The sequence below is a fragment of the Pseudomonas sp. BJa5 genome, assembly GCF_030272875.2.
GTDB lineage: Bacteria > Pseudomonadota > Gammaproteobacteria > Pseudomonadales > Pseudomonadaceae > Aquipseudomonas.
Genome location: NZ_JALRNG020000011.1, coordinates 77,330 through 92,322 on the forward strand (window position 1 = coordinate 77,330; position 14,993 = coordinate 92,322).

Annotated in this window: 14 protein-coding genes; 5 read left to right on the forward strand and 9 right to left on the reverse strand. The window is 63.1% G+C overall.

From position 1 onward, the window contains the following. Nucleotides 1–4: 4 nt before the first annotated feature. The 5 genes from M2D63_RS08750 to M2D63_RS08770 form a co-directional block, all read right to left on the reverse strand. Nucleotides 5–631, reverse strand: coding sequence for a response regulator transcription factor (locus M2D63_RS08750; RefSeq protein WP_285862468.1), 627 nt, complete (start codon nucleotides 629–631; stop codon nucleotides 5–7). A gap of 303 nt (nucleotides 632–934) precedes the next feature. After that, a complete protein-coding gene (locus tag M2D63_RS08755) occupies nucleotides 935–2,266 on the reverse strand; it encodes a deoxyguanosinetriphosphate triphosphohydrolase (RefSeq protein WP_285862470.1) in 1,332 nt (443 codons plus the stop codon). Nucleotides 2,267–2,608: 342 nt separating this feature from the next. Beyond that, complete coding sequence (locus M2D63_RS08760) at nucleotides 2,609–2,935, reverse strand: hypothetical protein (RefSeq protein WP_285862471.1); 327 nt, start codon at nucleotides 2,933–2,935, stop codon at nucleotides 2,609–2,611. Further along, entirely contained in the window at nucleotides 2,932–3,309 is a 378-nt protein-coding gene (locus M2D63_RS08765; protein WP_285862473.1) for a phage holin family protein, read from the reverse strand. The genes M2D63_RS08760 and M2D63_RS08765 overlap by 4 nt, the downstream gene beginning before the upstream one ends. 10 nt (nucleotides 3,310–3,319) lie before the next feature. Continuing rightward, nucleotides 3,320–3,634, reverse strand: coding sequence for a YqjD family protein (locus tag M2D63_RS08770; protein ID WP_285862474.1), 315 nt, complete (start codon nucleotides 3,632–3,634; stop codon nucleotides 3,320–3,322). Nucleotides 3,635–3,932: 298 nt separating this feature from the next. Here M2D63_RS08770 and M2D63_RS08775 point away from each other — a divergent pair, with 298 nt between their 5' ends. Beyond that, nucleotides 3,933–5,141: an ammonium transporter gene (locus M2D63_RS08775; protein ID WP_285862475.1), complete on the forward strand. Its 1,209-nt coding sequence runs from the start codon at nucleotides 3,933–3,935 to the stop codon at nucleotides 5,139–5,141. 9 nt (nucleotides 5,142–5,150) lie between these two features. Here M2D63_RS08775 and M2D63_RS08780 read toward each other — a convergent pair whose 3' ends face one another. Further along, complete coding sequence (locus tag M2D63_RS08780) at nucleotides 5,151–7,109, reverse strand: monovalent cation:proton antiporter family protein (protein WP_285862476.1); 1,959 nt, start codon at nucleotides 7,107–7,109, stop codon at nucleotides 5,151–5,153. A 178-nt stretch (nucleotides 7,110–7,287) separates the two neighbouring features. Here M2D63_RS08780 and M2D63_RS08785 point away from each other — a divergent pair, with 178 nt between their 5' ends. From M2D63_RS08785 to M2D63_RS08800, 4 genes are all read left to right on the forward strand, one after another. Next, complete coding sequence (locus M2D63_RS08785; protein ID WP_285862477.1) at nucleotides 7,288–7,524, forward strand: glutaredoxin family protein; 237 nt, start codon at nucleotides 7,288–7,290, stop codon at nucleotides 7,522–7,524. Between the two features lie 91 nt (nucleotides 7,525–7,615). After that, nucleotides 7,616–8,047 carry a D-Ala-D-Ala carboxypeptidase family metallohydrolase gene (locus tag M2D63_RS08790; RefSeq protein ID WP_285862478.1) on the forward strand — a complete coding sequence of 144 codons (432 nt, stop codon included), beginning with the start codon at nucleotides 7,616–7,618 and terminating at the stop codon, nucleotides 8,045–8,047. A gap of 91 nt (nucleotides 8,048–8,138) precedes the next feature. Next, nucleotides 8,139–8,450 carry a transcriptional regulator gene (locus M2D63_RS08795; RefSeq protein WP_285862479.1) on the forward strand — a complete coding sequence of 104 codons (312 nt, stop codon included), beginning with the start codon at nucleotides 8,139–8,141 and terminating at the stop codon, nucleotides 8,448–8,450. 49 nt (nucleotides 8,451–8,499) lie between these two features. After that, nucleotides 8,500–9,387 carry a pseudouridine synthase gene (locus M2D63_RS08800; RefSeq protein WP_285862480.1) on the forward strand — a complete coding sequence of 296 codons (888 nt, stop codon included), beginning with the start codon at nucleotides 8,500–8,502 and terminating at the stop codon, nucleotides 9,385–9,387. Nucleotides 9,388–9,521: 134 nt separating this feature from the next. Here M2D63_RS08800 and M2D63_RS08805 read toward each other — a convergent pair whose 3' ends face one another. The 3 genes from M2D63_RS08805 to acnA form a co-directional block, all read right to left on the reverse strand. Then, nucleotides 9,522–11,087 carry a PAS domain-containing methyl-accepting chemotaxis protein gene (locus M2D63_RS08805; RefSeq protein ID WP_285862481.1) on the reverse strand — a complete coding sequence of 522 codons (1,566 nt, stop codon included), beginning with the start codon at nucleotides 11,085–11,087 and terminating at the stop codon, nucleotides 9,522–9,524. A gap of 76 nt (nucleotides 11,088–11,163) precedes the next feature. Beyond that, on the reverse strand, nucleotides 11,164–11,940 hold the full coding sequence (locus M2D63_RS08810) for a CPBP family intramembrane glutamic endopeptidase (protein WP_285862482.1): 777 nt from the start codon (nucleotides 11,938–11,940) through the stop codon (nucleotides 11,164–11,166). A 70-nt stretch (nucleotides 11,941–12,010) separates the two neighbouring features. Beyond that, a complete protein-coding gene (gene acnA / locus M2D63_RS08815; RefSeq protein ID WP_285862483.1) occupies nucleotides 12,011–14,752 on the reverse strand; it encodes an aconitate hydratase AcnA in 2,742 nt (913 codons plus the stop codon). Between the last annotated feature and the right edge of the window lie 241 nt (nucleotides 14,753–14,993).

Here is a 14,993-nt window from a genome sequence, read left to right on the forward strand (position 1 = left end):
TGCCTCAAACCAGTGCATTGCGTTTGGCCACTTCAATCAGTTCGACAAGGGAGCCGGCCTTGAGCTTTTGCATCAGGCGCTTCTTGTAGGTACTGACGGTCTTGTTGCTGAGAAACATGCCCTGGGCTATTTCCTTGTTGCTTCGACCCTGGGCAAATAATTGTAATACCATGAGTTCCCGGTCGTTGACCTGCTTGAACAGTTCCAGTTCGCCGGGCGATTCATCAGGAAGATGTGGGTGGGTGATTGCCTGGCTTGGGAAGTAGTTGTAACCGGACAATACCGCTTTTATTGCACTGAGCAATTCGCTCAGGTCTTCCTGCTTGCACACATAGCCGGCGGCACCGGAATGCATGCAACGTATGGCGAACAATGCCGGTGACTGCGCGGTCAATACCAGGATTTTCAGAGGGATGGCCATGCTATGGAAACGCGACAGCACCTCAAGGCCGTCGAGCCGGGGAATGCTGATGTCGAGGATGATCAGGTCCGGCATGCATTCACGAACCATCTGCATGGCATCCACGCCGTTGTCCGACTCTCCGATCACGCGATAGCCTTCATTCTCCAGAAGCATGCGCACTGCCAGGCGAATGACCGGGTGATCGTCGATAATGAATACAGAATGCATGGTGAACTTTCCAGGTAAGGTGCAAAGATGAATCAGCACCTTAGCGCAGATAGAACGGGTCGGACATTGAGGTGGGGGTGGGTAAGTGTTATATGGGAAAATTCCTACTTTAAATAAAGGGAATATTTACAAGTGATAGTGTGATTTAAAGTTGTCAATAGTGTTATTGGTAACGGGGGGTTTCCAAATATTCAGCATGTTTAACCTGTTAAGCGTGTTGTAGTCATAGTTCATTGGCAGGCGCATGCAAGAAATGGCCAGGTCGACACCTGTTGCTGGCAGGTGGCCCCGGCCTTTCATCGGTTACACCGGACTCGAACGGCCGGTCATCTCGCGGGCCATTTCGCTGGCATAGCTATCGGTCATCCCGGCAATGAAATCGATCATGCGCAGGAACGACGTGTGCAAAGAGGCCGAAGGGCTGGGGGCATTGTTGCCGAGCAGGTCGAGAATTCGCCGGCTCTTGAACGAAGGCGTACGCCCTCCATATTGTTCCAGCGCCGCGCCGCAGAAGGAGTTGAGCAGGATCTCGAGGGTGGTGTAGGCGCCGATCTCGTGCAGGGTCTTGCGCTTGTCCTGGAAGATTTTCTTGCGCGCAATGTCCTTGGCCTGCAGGACGCAACGCTTGGCCGGGCCGTGCATATGCTCGACCAGGTCGCCCTGCAGTTGCCCTGCCAGCAAGGCATCCTGTTGCTCGACAAAGGCGCGGGCGGCGGCGTTGGTCAGGTGCTCGATGGCCTTGCCGCGCAGGATCGCCAGCTTGCGCCGACGCGAATCGCCAGGGCCCAGCTGGCGATAGGTTTCCGGCAGGTCGTCACCGACCAGGCTGAGCAGCAGCGACTCCACTTCCGGGTAGTCGAGCAGGTCCATTTCCAGGCCATCCTCGAGGTCGATCAGAGCGTAGCAGATGTCGTCGGCGGCCTCCATCAGGTACACCAGCGGATGGCGCGCCCAGCGGTTTTCTTCCAATTGCGGCAGGTCCAGTTTGCGGGCGATCTGTTCGAGCAGCGGCAGCTCGCTCTGGTAGCAGCCGAACTTGTGCTTCTTGTAGCCGAGGGCGTCGGCGTGGCGGGCTGTCCAGGGGTACTTGAGGTAGGTGCCAAGGGTTGCGTAGGTCAGGCGCATGCCGCCATCGAACTGGTGGTACTCCAGTTGGGTAAGGACGCGAAAGCCCTGGGCGTTGCCTTCGAAATTGAGAAAGTCGGCGCGTTCGGCCTCGCTCATGGCGTCCAGCCAGCCGCGTCCTGCGGCCTGCTGGAACCAGTGGCGAATGGCATCTTCGCCGGAGTGGCCGAAGGGTGGGTTGCCGATGTCGTGCGCCAGGCAAGCCGATTGCACGACCATGCCCAGGTCGCTCGGCTCGCACCACTGGGGCAGTTGCTCGCGCAGGGTTTCACCCACGCGCATGCCCAGTGAGCGGCCGACGCAGCTGACTTCCAGGGAGTGGGTCAGGCGGGTGTGGATGTGGTCGTTGCTCGATACCGGGTGTACCTGGGTCTTGCGGCCCAGGCGGCGGAAGGCGCCGGAGAAGATGATCCGGTCGTGGTCCTTGTGGAAGGGGCTGCGGCCCAGTTCTTCAGGGCTGTGCAGGGGCTTGCCGAGTCGCTCGCGGGTGAGCAGGGTGTGCCAGTCCAAGGCCAGTTCTCCGATACAGGGGCAGGGGGATAGCTTCCCGTGTCGGCGGCATGGCTGCAAGTCGCTTTTTGGTGCTGGGGTTGTGCACCGGCGCTCCCATCGATCGTAGCCTGGCAGCAGCGGCCACACCTTCAGGCAATCAAGACAGTTGCTCCCACAAAGGTTCCCGGCATGCCTCGGACTCTGTGGGAGCTGCCGCCAGGCTGCGATCGGGCGCGAAGCGGCCGTACACCAGACCGCCTCAGTACATCTGCCCCAATGAGGTGGCCGGATTGCGACTGCTTTGCAGTCGATCGCAGGCTTCGCCTGCTCCCACAAGGGCTGTGCAGACCGGTCCGGCGGTTACTTGGTTTCGCTCTTCATGAACAGCTTGATCAGCGGAACAAGGCTGCTGCCCAGGCGAATAATCCGGCTCAGGCTGCCATTCTTCGCACCTCTGCCGGTCAGAAACCCCAACACCACCACCGCACCGATCCCCCACAAGGGCGCATGCTTGATCCCCAATCCACCCTGCAAGCTGTCACCCATTGCCCGCAAGCGCGTCAGCGGATTGAGCAGTTGCCCGGACTCATGACGGATCTCCTGCCGATGCATCTCCAGGCGCAGGCGCACCAGCGCCTTGCGCAGTTCGCGCCGGTCATTGGTTTTCGCAAGTTCAGGCAGGCTCATGGCAACAGGCGCTCCCGGTCCTTGGCCAGTTCTTCCAGGGTCGAACTGAACGGCGACGATTCATCGTGCACGGCAGCCTTCAGGCGCAAGGCGCAGAACAGTGCCGCTACACCATAGAAGACGCACAGTCCGATTACCCCGGCCAGGCGATAGCTGTCCCACAACAGCACCAGCACCAGCGCCGACAGGGCGATCAGCAACAGCAGGGCGAACACCAGGGCAAGGCCGGCGAACAGCAACAGGCTCAGGGTTCGTGCTTTCTGCTCCTGCAACTCGATGCCGAACAGCTCGACATGACCATGCAACAGCCCGAGCACCGCAGCGCCCAGGCGTTTGCTCGACGCACCGCTGGCGCCGATCGATTCACTTTCCATCGCCAGGACCTCAGCGCCGATTGGCCAGCAGGCCGATCAGAAAACCGACCCCGGCGGCGATCCCGATCGATTGCCAGGGGTTGCTCTGTACGTAGTCTTCGGTAGCGGTCAAGGCCGCCTGGCCACGCTCACGCATCGAGTCCTGGGTCAGTTGCAGGGTTTCCCGGGCACGCAGCAAGCTGTCGTGGATCTGGCTGCGCATTTCGTCAGCCTGGTCACCTGCCAGGGTGGCGGTGTGCTCGAGCAGCTTTTCGGTATCGCGTACCAGGGTCTGGAAGTCAGCCATCAAAATTTCTTGAGCAGTCTTTGCCGATTTGCTGGCCATGGGGCTCTCCCTACGGGTGTGTGGTTAATTCGAGTTGCAGGCGCTGGCGAAGGTTCAGTGCAAATCGCTGGTACAGCTTTTGCTTTTCCCTGGTGCGCCGGGGTCGGTGCCTGCGCCGAATATGGGCGCGCGCGTTTGCTGGCCCTGTAAACCTTAACCCAATCCACGACAAACCCAAGGAAAAACTCCAGATATCAGCAGGATCGGCCAGGGAGGTGGCATGACGATGATCCAGGCTGGTGCAAAAAGGAGTACCTGTGCGCTGTCCTGGTGCTATTTCGAAAGGCCTGCCGACTCCATGGATAATCTGCAAAGTGCGGTGGACACTCTGGTCCACGGCTCCAATACGCTGTTCATTCTGCTGGGCGCGGTCATGGTCCTGGCCATGCATGCCGGCTTCGCGTTCCTCGAAGTCGGTACCGTGCGCCACAAGAACCAGGTCAATGCCCTGTGCAAGATCCTCAGTGACTTTGCCGTCTCGACCCTGGCCTACTTCTTCGTCGGCTACTGGATCTCCTACGGCGTGAGTTTCCTGCAGCCGGCAGCGGTGCTGGGCAGCGACCATGGCTACAGCCTGGTGAAGTTCTTTTTCCTGCTGACCTTCGCTGCCGCGATTCCGGCGATCATTTCCGGCGGGATCGCCGAACGGGCACGCTTTGCCCCGCAACTGTGCGCCACGGTACTGATCGTGGCGTTTGTCTATCCCTTCTTCGAAGGCATTGTCTGGAACGGCAACCTGGGGCTCCAAGCCTGGCTGCAGGCGCGGTTCGGTGCCAGCTTCCATGACTTTGCCGGCTCTGTGGTGGTGCACGCCATGGGCGGCTGGCTGGCCCTGGCGGCGGTGCTGTTGCTCGGTCCGCGCAATGGCCGCTACCGCGACGGCAAGCTGGTGGCGTTCGCCCCGTCCAACATCCCGTTCCTGGCCCTGGGGTCGTGGATCCTGATCGTCGGCTGGTTCGGCTTCAACGTCATGAGTGCCCAGACCCTGCAAGGGGTCAGCGGCCTGGTGGCAGTCAACTCGCTGATGGCCATGGTCGGCGGCACGGTAGCGGCCTTGCTGGTCGGTCGCAACGACCCGGGCTTTGTCCATAACGGCCCGCTGGCCGGGCTGGTGGCGGTGTGTGCAGGTTCCGACCTGATGCACCCGGTCGGCGCCCTGGCCACCGGGGCCATCGCCGGCGCCTTGTTCGTCTGGTGTTTTACCGCGGCGCAAAACGCCTGGAAGATCGATGACGTGCTGGGTGTCTGGCCCTTGCATGGCTTGTGTGGCGTATGGGGTGGCATTGCCTGCGGGATCTTCGGCCAGACCGCGTTGGGCGGGCTGGGCGGTGTCAGCCTGATCGTACAGCTGATCGGCAGCCTGGCGGGGGTGACGGTGGCATTGATCGGCGGCTTTGCCGTGTACGGCACGATCAAGGCGCTGCATGGCCTGCGCCTGAGCCAGGAGCAGGAGTATTACGGCGCCGACCTGTCGATTCACAAGATCGGCGCCACCAGCCAGGACTGACAGCCGTGCTCAGCGTCCGCCGACCAGGCGTGCTTCACAGGCGCTCAGGGCTGACACCGGACCGCTGAGCAACACCGCGTCGCCGGCATGCAGGCAGGTGTCGGCGCTGACGTCCAGCTCGGCACCGTCGCGTTGCACAGCCTGCAGTTCGACCCCCAGTGCTTCCAGGTCCAGGTCGGCCAGGGAGCGTCCGCAGGCGAAGGCTCCGGCGCCGAGGTTGACGGCATGCATCATCGCCTTGGGCTGGCCTTCGCTGTCTACCGGGCTGGTCTCGGCGCCCTGGTAGAAGGCGTGCAGCATGCGGTAGCGGGTCTGGCGCACCTCGTCGATGCGTTGCTGCACCAGGTTCATGGGCAGGCCCAGCATCACCAGGGCATGGGAGGCGAGCATCAGGCTCGATTCCAGCAGCTCCGGTACCACGGCGGTGGCACCGGCTGCGCGCAGCCCTTCGCGCTGGCTGTCGTCGCGGGTGCGGACCAGGATCTGAATCTGGGCATGGCGCTCGCGCGCGGCCTTGAGCACCTCCAGGGCGATGTCGGTGCCGTCCACGGCAATCACCAGCAGGCGCGCACGCTCAAGGCCGACGGCGCTGAGCAACTCGCCCCGGCGCGAGTCGCCGTAATGCACGCAGCTTTCGCCGGCGGCGGCTTCCTGGACACGCACGGGGTCATCGTCCAGGGCAACGAACGGAATTTCCTCGCGGCGCAGGAAACGCCCGATCGACTGGCCCACCCGGCCATAGCCACAGATCACCACGTGACCATCGAGCGAGGCGCTCTGGGCTTCGATGGCTTGCAACTGGACTTCCTGGTTGGGCTTGCGGTGCAGGCGCAGGGCGATGCCGGGGGCGGCACGCAGCAGCAGCGGGGTGACCAGCATCGAGCAGAAGGTGGCGGCCAGCAAGAGGTTGCCGATGGCCTCGGGCAACAACTGGGTCTGTTGCATCTGGGCCATCAGGGCAAAACAGAACTCGCCCCCCTGGGCCAGGGCCAGGCCGCTGCGCCAGGCCGTCTCGGCGTCGCTGCCACGTACCCGGACCAGGGCCGCGACAACACAACCCTTGACCACCAGCAGGCCCAGGGTGAGGGCAAGGATTTCCAGGCCATGGCTGGCGAACAGTTGCAGGTCGATGAGCATGCCGATACTGACAAAGAACAGGCCCAGCAGGATGTCGCGAAACGGACGGATATCCGCCTCGATCTGGTGACGGTAATTGCTTTCACCCAGCAGCATGCCGGCCAGGAACGCCCCCAGTGCCGGCGACAGGCCCAGCAGGTGGGTCAACCAGGCGGTCAGCAGGACGATCACCAGCGCCAGCAACACGAACAGCTCCGCCGAGTGGGAACTGGCCACCTCGTGGAACAGGCGTGGCAGCAGCCAGCGGCTGGCCAGCAGCAGGCCGACGAAGAGGATCACGGTCTTGCCCAGGGTCAGCGGCAGGGCCCAGTACCAGGCCTGGCCGCTTTCGCCGGCAAACACCGGGACCAGGGTCAGCAACAGGACGGCGACCACGTCCTGGAACAGCAATACGCCAATGGCGTTCTGGCCATGGCTGCTGAAGATCTCACCCAGGCTGGTCAGTTCCTTGCTGACGATCGCCGTGGACGACAGCGCCAGCCCCGCGCCGAGCAGCAGGGCAGCGTTGGCCGGCATGCCCAGCAGGGCCAACAGCCCGGCCAGCAGGATCGCCGAACAGATCACCTGCAGGCTGCCCAGGCCGAACACCACATTGCGCAGGGCGAGCATCTTCGACAGGGAGAATTCCAGTCCCAGGGAAAACAGCAAGAAGACCACACCCATTTCCGCAAGGTCCGGTAGCTCTTCGCTTTCATTGACCCAGTTGAGGGCCGTCGGCCCGACAAACAGACCGACACACAGATAGCCCAGTACCGGCGGCAACTTCAGGCGCCGGAAAAAGGCGATGACGACCAGCGACGAGGCCAGGATGATCAGCAAGTTGGCAAACACAAGGGACTCCCTGTTGGAAAACTGCAAAAAACCAGCAAGTTTGAACGATAGCTACTGTGCGCGTGCTGACCAGGGTCAGTAGTCGTGCAACAGTGGATAACTTTCCCGCCCGCGCTCGACGGCCCCCGGCGGCAGACCTAGAATAATGATCCCCTGTGACTGTTGCCGGAACCCGTCAATGCTTCCTGAATGCCAATTGTTCGGCACCCTGGGTTGCCACCTGTGTGAAGTGGCCGAAGCCCTGTTGATGCCCTTTGTCGAGCATGGCCTGCTGGTCGAGCTGGTCGATATCGCCGATAGCGAGGAACACTTCCAGCGCTATGGTTTGCTGATTCCCGTACTGCGTCGCTGTGACACCGGCGCAGAATTGAACTGGCCGTTCGATGCCGAGCAGGTGGTGATGTTCCTGCGCTGAGTGGCCAGGCTTGCGGATGATTTCCTGATGTCTGCGGCAGCCCCTGGGCGTGGACAATCCCTGGTTTCTGTATTCATGCCAAGGATGAACCATGTACCTCACCGAACACTTCACCCTGCCCGAAATGACCATGTCGGAGAGCGCCGCACGCCTGGGCATCGACAACACGCCGGATGCCGCCGCCCTGGTCAACCTTCACCGCCTGTGCACCTTTCTCGAAACGGTGCGTCAGTTGGTCGACAAACCGGTACTGGTCAGCAGTGGCTATCGCAGCCGCGCCTTGAACAGCGCCATCGGCGGTTCGCCCAACAGTGCCCATATCCAGGGCCTGGCGGCGGACATCAACGTGCCGGGATTGACCGCCGCCGCCCTGGCGCAGCGTGTGGCCGACAGCCCGCTGATGTTCGACCAGTTGATTCTCGAATATGACCAATGGGTGCACCTGGGCCTGTCCTTGAGCGGGGAGCGGCGGCAATTGCTGACCATCCGCAAGGGCACGGGCTACCTTCCCGGGCTGGTCTGATTGCGCTGTCCGATTGACGTGTCCGACCAGTCTGAATATGCTGTATATAAATACAGTATTGGGGGCAGGGTTTGCCTCAAGGGTGCGGAACATGGTCAACGTCGAACAACTGAAGTACAGCGTCAATCGAATGTCCACCGACAGGGTGAGCGAGGCGGTGCTCGAGTTGCGTCTCGATGGCCTGGTGCTGGAGGGCAAGACGCCGTTCAGCAAGCTGCACTTCAACACCTGTTTTGCCGAGATCGAAGCCTTGTTCCAGCGCGCCGGTTATCACCGGCCGCTGGATGTGGTGGGTTATCAGGGGCTGATCTATGCCCTGTACGATCCCGGTCGCTGGGAGGCTGTGGACGTATTGCGCTGGCTCAAGGAGTTCAGCGAAGCCGCCGCAAGCCAGGCTGGCTGAGGCACGGGGCTTGGGGGATAATGCCGGGTTTATTCCTCAGAGTGTTCCCATGGCCAATGCCCCTTTCAACCCGGCCCAGCATCAAGCCAGTACCGTTTGCCTGCCGCACGGCGACTGGGCGACCGTGCTCGACTGTTTGAGCGAGCATTTCAAGGCCATCGGGCGTGAGCAGTGGCTTGACCGGATCATCCGCGGGCGGGTGCTGGATGCCCAGGGCCAGCCGATCAGTGCGACGCTGGCCTACAAGCCGGGGTTGCGCATCCACTATTTTCGAGAAGTCCCCAACGAGAAGCCGATTCCGTTCCAGGAGCAGGTCCTGCATGTCGACGAGCACCTGGTGGTGGCCGACAAGCCGCACTTCTTGCCGGTCACCCCAACGGGGGAGTATGTCGAGCACACCTTGCTGCGCCGGCTGATTCGCCGCCTCGACAACCCGCATCTGGTCCCCCTGCATCGCATCGATCGGCACACCGCCGGGCTGGTGCTGTTTTCCGCCAACCCCAAGAGCCGCTCGGCCTATCAGTCGCTGTTTCCCAACCGACAGATCGACAAGCGTTACCAGGCCATTGCCCGGGCTTTACCGCAGCTCGAGTTTCCATTGGTGCACAAGAGCCGCATGGTCCATGGCGAGCCGTTCTTTCGCATGCATGAAGTGGAAGGGGCGAGCAACAGCGAAACCCTGGCCGAGGTGCTGGAGAGAAACGGCGAGTTCTGGCGCTATGGTCTGTCGCCGGTCACCGGTAAGACCCACCAGTTGCGGGTGCACATGACCGCGTTGGGCGCGAGCATTTGCAACGATCCCTTCTACCCGCAGGTGGTCGAGGACGCGGATGACTACAGCAAACCCTTGAAACTGCTGGCGCAGAGCTTGCGCTTCAAGGATCCGTTCACTGGTGAAGAGCGCTACTTCGAAAGCGGCTTGACCCTCGACTGGTAGCCGGCGGGCGCGACTGTCTCGGGTGGGAACAACTGCCTTTGTAGGAGCGGGCTTGCCCCGCGATTGCGGTGTGTCAGTCACATCGCTTCGCGGGGCAAGCCCGCTCCTACAAAGGACAGTTGCTTGCGCATGTTTCAGCGGTTGAAGCGCTCAACCAGCGAGTACTGGCTGGTCGCGGTGCGGGTCAGTTCTTCACTGAGCAGCGCCGAGTGCTGGGCCTGTTCGGAGGTCTGGTCGGCCAGCTGGGCAATGGTGCTGATGTTGCGGCTGATCTCGTCGGCCACTGCAGTCTGCTCCTCGGTCGCCGCCGCGATCTGGGTCGCCATGTCGGTGATGTTGGCCACCGCTTCGCTGATGCCGACCAGTGCCTGGTCCGCTTCCATTACCCGTGCCACACCCTCTTCAGCCTGGCGGTGACCGGCCTCCATGGTCTGCACGGCATTGCTGGCGGTCTGCTGCAGCTTGGCGATCAGGCCATGGATCTGCCCGGTCGATTCGCTGGTGCGCTGGGCCAGCTGGCGAACTTCGTCGGCCACCACGGCAAAACCTCGGCCCATTTCGCCGGCACGCGCCGCTTCAATGGCGGCGTTGAGGGCCAACAGGTTGGTCTGGTCGGCGATGCCTTTGATCACATCGACCACGCCGCCGATTTCATCGCTGTCGCGGGCCAGTTGGGTGACGGTCAGCCCGGTTTCGCCCACGGCTGCCGACAGGCGCTGGATGGCCTCGCGGGTCTCGCCGGCGATATCGCGGCCACGGCCGGTCAGGCGGTTGGCTTCCTGGGTGGCGTCGGCGGTGCGCTGGACGTGATTGGCTACTTCCTGGGTGGTGGCGGCCATCTGGTTGACCGCGGCGGCGACCTGTTCGGTCTCGACACGCTGGCGCTCCAGCCCCGAGGAGCTGTTGTGGGCCAGGGTGTCGGACTGCCGGGCCTGCTCGTTGAGGTGTTCGGCAGTGTCCTGCAGGCGGGTCAGGCAGGTCTTCATCCGTGCGTCCTGGCTGAGCATGGCCATTTCCAGGCGCGCCTGGACACCACGGCTGTCGGTGTACATCTGCGCGATCAGCGGATCGGAGGTGCTTTGCTCGGCCAGGCGCAGCAGGCGCTTGAGGCCGCGTTGTTGCCAGCTCAGGCCGAGCAGCCCCAGTGGCACCGACAGGCCCGCCGCCAGGGCGAAGCCCCAGGAGTGACCGAGCCAGTTGCCGATCAAAAAGCCGATCTGGCTGACCAGGATGAACGGCAGCCAGTCCTGCACCACCGGCAGCCACTTGTCGCGCCGCGGAATGGCCGACTTGCCCTGGTTGATGCGCTGGTACAGCGCTTCGGCCCTGCGGATCTGCTCGGCGGTCGGCTTGACCCGCACCGATTCGAAGCCCACCACCTGGTTGTTCTCGAACACCGGCGTGACATAGGCGTTGACCCAGTAATGATCACCGCTCTTGCAACGGTTCTTGACGATCCCCATCCATGGCAGGCCCTGCTTGAGCGTGGCCCACATGTGCGCAAACACCGCGGGTGGTACATCCGGGTGGCGCACCAGGTTGTGCGGGGCGCGCATCAGCTCCTCGCGGGAAAAGCCGCTGATTTCGACGAAGGCATCATTGCAATAGGTGATGACACCCTTGGTATCGGTGGTCGAGATCAAACGTTGTTGGGCAGGAAAAGTCCGTTCGCGCTGGGTAATCGGCTGGTTATTACGCATGAGCTGTTCAATCCGCAAGGCTTTGAAGGGTTATCGGCAGCATGGGGTTTTTGTTGAACGAATATTTAACGACTGATTACCCCGGGACGAGCATGGGGTAGGTAAATCCAGTGAAGTGGGCCAGGTTCAGGGCAAAATGACACAACACGGCAGCGAACAAGCCGCCAAAACGATAGGCCAGCCCGTAACCGAGACCGGCCAGGGTCGCCAGTGCGAACCACTGCCATCCCGCTCCCAGGTGCGCAAGGCCGAACAGGGCGGCCGCCAGCAGCAGGGCCAGGTGGCGGTTATGGGTCAGACGTTCGAGCCCACCCTGGATATAACCGCGAAACAGCAACTCTTCGGTGAGGCTGACCAGCAGCAGGTTGTTCAGCGCCCAGAGCCAGGCCTGCTCCGGCCACTTGGGGGCCCAGGTGATCATCCCCATCAGCCAGGCGCCGCCCAGGCAGGCGGCAATGACGCCTGGCAAGGTCAAGGCCAGGCTTGCAACCAGGCGTTTGCCACTCAGCGCCAGCACCCAGGGGCAGGCCAGCAGTAGCCAGAAGCCGATCAAGGGCTTGTCCAGGTTCAGGTACAGGGAAAAGGGCAGGGCGCCGGCGCTGAGGACGGCCTTGTCGATCACCCGGGTGCTATGGAAGCCTGGCAGCCAGTGCAGCGCCAGGGCCAGGGCCAGCAGCACGAACAGCCCGTGGCCGCAGCCTTGCTGCCAGCGGCCGGGGCGATTGACCAACAGCCCTGCGCAGAGCAGGGCAATCAGGCTGGGCAGCACCAGCAGGCCAAGGCTGCCATGGACGAGCGCAACGCTGTAGCCAAGGCCCAGCAGGGCCAGTCCAATCCGTTGGGACACCAACATGGAACATCCTTCAGCAGTGAAAACCTGAAGCCTACGACAGTCCAGGCGGTGTCCGGGACACGCGGATGGCTCAGGCTGCGATCATTTGCCGCAACACATAATGCAGGATGCCTCCCGACTTGAAGTACTCCACTTCATTGAGGGTGTCGATCCGGCACAGCACTTCGATCTGTTCCTGGCTGCCATCCTGGCGGCTGATCCTGAGCGTCAATGGCATGTGCGGGGTGATCCGCACCTGGCTCAGGCCAAGGATGTCGATGCGCTCGCTGCCGTCCAGGGCCAGGGTCTTGCGGGTCTGCCCGCCGGTGAACTGCAACGGCAGCACGCCCATGCCCACCAGGTTGGAACGGTGGATTCGTTCGAAACTCTCCGCCAGCACCGCCTTGATGCCCAGCAGGTTGGTGCCCTTGGCCGCCCAGTCGCGGCTGGAGCCGGTGCCGTATTCCTGGCCGGCGATCACCACCAGTGGCGTGCTGTCGGCCTGGTAGCGCATGGCCGCATCGTAGATCGCCATCTTTTCGCCGGTGGGTACATACAAGGTGTTGCCGCCTTCCTCGCCACCGAGCATTTCGTTGCGGATGCGGATGTTGGCGAAGGTGCCGCGCATCATCACCTCATGGTTGCCCCGCCGCGAGCCGTAGGAGTTGAAGTCTCGCGGTTCCACGCCCTTGTCGCGCAAGTAACGGCCGGCCGGGCTGTCGGCCTTGATGTTGCCGGCCGGGGAGATGTGGTCGGTGGTCACCGAGTCACCGAGCAGGGCCAGCACCCGGGCACCCTGGATGTCGTCGATGACCGGCAGCGGGCCGGTGATGTCGTCGAAGAAGGGCGGGTGCTGGATGTAGGTGGAATCGTCCTGCCAGACATACGTGGCCGCCTGAGGCACTTCGATCGCCTGCCACTGGGCGTCACCGGCGAAAACCTCGGCGTACTCCTTGTGGAACATCGCGGTGTCGACGCTGGCCACGGCCGCGGCGATTTCCTGCTGGCTCGGCCAGATGTCGCGCAGGTACACCGGCTGGCCGTCGTTGCCGGTGCCCAGTGGCTCGCTGGCCAGGTCCAGGCGCACGCTGCCGGCCAGGGCATAGGCCACCACCAGCGGCGGCGAAGCCAGCCAGTTGGTTTTCACCAGCGGGTGCACCCGGCCTTCGAAGTTACGGTTGCCCGACAATACCGAGGCGACCGTCAGGTCGGCACCGGTAATGGCTTTCTCGATGGCGTCGTCCAGCGGCCCGGAGTTGCCGATGCAGGTGGTGCAGCCGTAGCCGACCAGGTCGAAGCCCAAGTCGTTCAGGTAAGGGGTCAGGCCCGCTGCCTTGTAGTAATCGGTCACCACCTTGGAGCCGGGCGCCAGCGAGCTCTTGACCCAGGGTTTGCGCTTGAGGCCCTTTTCCACGGCCTTTTTCGCTACCAGGCCGGCGGCCATCATCACGCTGGGGTTGGAGGTGTTGGTGCAGGAGGTGATGGCGGCAATCACCACGGCGCCGTCGCGCAGCAGGTGCTGCTGGCCCTCATGCTCGTAGCTGACCTCGCCGGCCTGATCGGGATTGCCCACCGCGACCCCGCCACCGCCCTCGCTCTCCAGGCGACCGACTTCCTTGCTTGAAGCGCGCAGTTGCAGGCCGAGGAAGGTATCGAAGGCCTGGCTGACCTGGGACAGGGCGACCCGGTCCTGCGGGCGCTTGGGGCCGGCCAGGCTGGCTTCGACTTCATGCATGTCCAGCGCCAGGGTGTCGGTGAAGATCGGCTCCTGGCCGGGCAGGCGCCACAGTCCCTGTGCCTTGCAATAGGCTTCGACCAGTTGGACGGTCGCTTCCGGTCGGCCCGACAGGCGCAGGTAGTCCAGGGTCACCTGGTCGACCGGGAAGAAGCCGCAAGTGGCGCCGTATTCCGGGGCCATGTTGGCGATGGTCGCGCGGTCGGCCAGGGGCAAGTCGGCCAGGCCGTCGCCGTAGAACTCGACAAACTTGCCCACCACGCCTTTCTTGCGCAGCATCTGGGTGACCGTCAGCACCAGGTCGGTGGCGGTGATGCCTTCGCGCAGCTTGCCGGTCAGCTTGAAGCCGATGACTTCCGGTATCAGCATCGACACCGGCTGGCCGAGCATGGCCGCTTCCGCCTCGATGCCGCCAACGCCCCAGCCGAGCACGCCCAGGCCGTTGATCATGGTGGTGTGCGAGTCGGTGCCCACCAGGGTGTCGGGGAAGGCATAGGTGCGGCCGTCTTCGTCGCGGGTCCAGACCGTGCGACCGAGGTATTCCAGGTTGACCTGGTGGCAGATGCCGGTGCCCGGCGGCACCACGCTGAAATTGTCGAAGGCGCTCTGGCCCCAGCGCAGGAAGGCGTAGCGCTCGCCGTTACGCTGCATCTCGATGTCGACGTTCTGGGCGAACGCCTGCGGGTTGGCATAGCGGTCGACCATCACCGAGTGGTCGATCACCAGGTCCACCGGCGACAGGGGGTTGATCCGCTGCGGATCGCCGCCAGCCCTGGCCATGGCCGCGCGCATGGCGGCCAGGTCGACCACCGCCGGCACGCCGGTGAAGTCCTGCATCAGCACCCGCGCCGGGCGGTACTGGATCTCGCGCTCGGAGCTGCGCGTCTTCAGCCAGTCGGCCAGGGCGGCGAGGTCGGCGCGGGTGACGGTCTTGTCGTCCTCCCAGCGCAGCAGGTTTTCCAGCAGCACCTTCAGCGACATCGGCAGGCGCTGCAGATCGCCAAGGCTCTGGGCGGCTTCGCCGAGGCTGAAGTAGTGATAGGAACGGTCGGCGACCGTCAGAGTCTTGAGGGTGTTCAGGCTGTCGAGCGAGGGCATACCAACTCCTTCTGCGCCGGTGAACGGCAATCTTCCTTGCTGTCGCCGGTTCACCGCCTCTGTGACGGTCCGCACGGCACGGACCCTGGCTGAATGGTCAGGTTAGTCCCGATTGGCGCACCTGACCAAGAACTGGACCGGCGGGGCATGTCACCGGTTCCGAACTTCCTTTATCATTCGCCGATTTACCGGCGCAGTGCATTGCGCCCGGTCAGGGTCGGCGTGATTGGCCGCCCACCCT

Excerpts from the sequence above, each read along its gene's own strand:
- M2D63_RS08750 (WP_285862468.1), bottom strand. The coding sequence starts at position 631 with ATGCATTCTGTATTCATTATCGACGATCACCCGGTCATTCGCCTGGCA.
- M2D63_RS08760 (WP_285862471.1), bottom strand. The coding sequence starts at position 2,935 with ATGAGCCTGCCTGAACTTGCGAAAACCAATGACCGGCGCGAACTGCGC.
- M2D63_RS08765 (WP_285862473.1), bottom strand. The coding sequence starts at position 3,309 with ATGGAAAGTGAATCGATCGGCGCCAGCGGTGCGTCGAGCAAACGCCTG.
- M2D63_RS08770 (WP_285862474.1), bottom strand. The coding sequence starts at position 3,634 with ATGGCCAGCAAATCGGCAAAGACTGCTCAAGAAATTTTGATGGCTGAC.
- M2D63_RS08775 (WP_285862475.1), top strand. The coding sequence starts at position 3,933 with ATGGATAATCTGCAAAGTGCGGTGGACACTCTGGTCCACGGCTCCAAT.
- M2D63_RS08785 (WP_285862477.1), top strand. The coding sequence starts at position 7,288 with ATGCTTCCTGAATGCCAATTGTTCGGCACCCTGGGTTGCCACCTGTGT.
- M2D63_RS08790 (WP_285862478.1), top strand. The coding sequence starts at position 7,616 with ATGTACCTCACCGAACACTTCACCCTGCCCGAAATGACCATGTCGGAG.
- M2D63_RS08795 (WP_285862479.1), top strand. The coding sequence starts at position 8,139 with ATGGTCAACGTCGAACAACTGAAGTACAGCGTCAATCGAATGTCCACC.
- M2D63_RS08800 (WP_285862480.1), top strand. The coding sequence starts at position 8,500 with ATGGCCAATGCCCCTTTCAACCCGGCCCAGCATCAAGCCAGTACCGTT.
- M2D63_RS08805 (WP_285862481.1), bottom strand. The coding sequence starts at position 11,087 with ATGCGTAATAACCAGCCGATTACCCAGCGCGAACGGACTTTTCCTGCC.
- M2D63_RS08810 (WP_285862482.1), bottom strand. The coding sequence starts at position 11,940 with ATGTTGGTGTCCCAACGGATTGGACTGGCCCTGCTGGGCCTTGGCTAC.
- acnA (WP_285862483.1), bottom strand. The coding sequence starts at position 14,752 with ATGCCCTCGCTCGACAGCCTGAACACCCTCAAGACTCTGACGGTCGCC.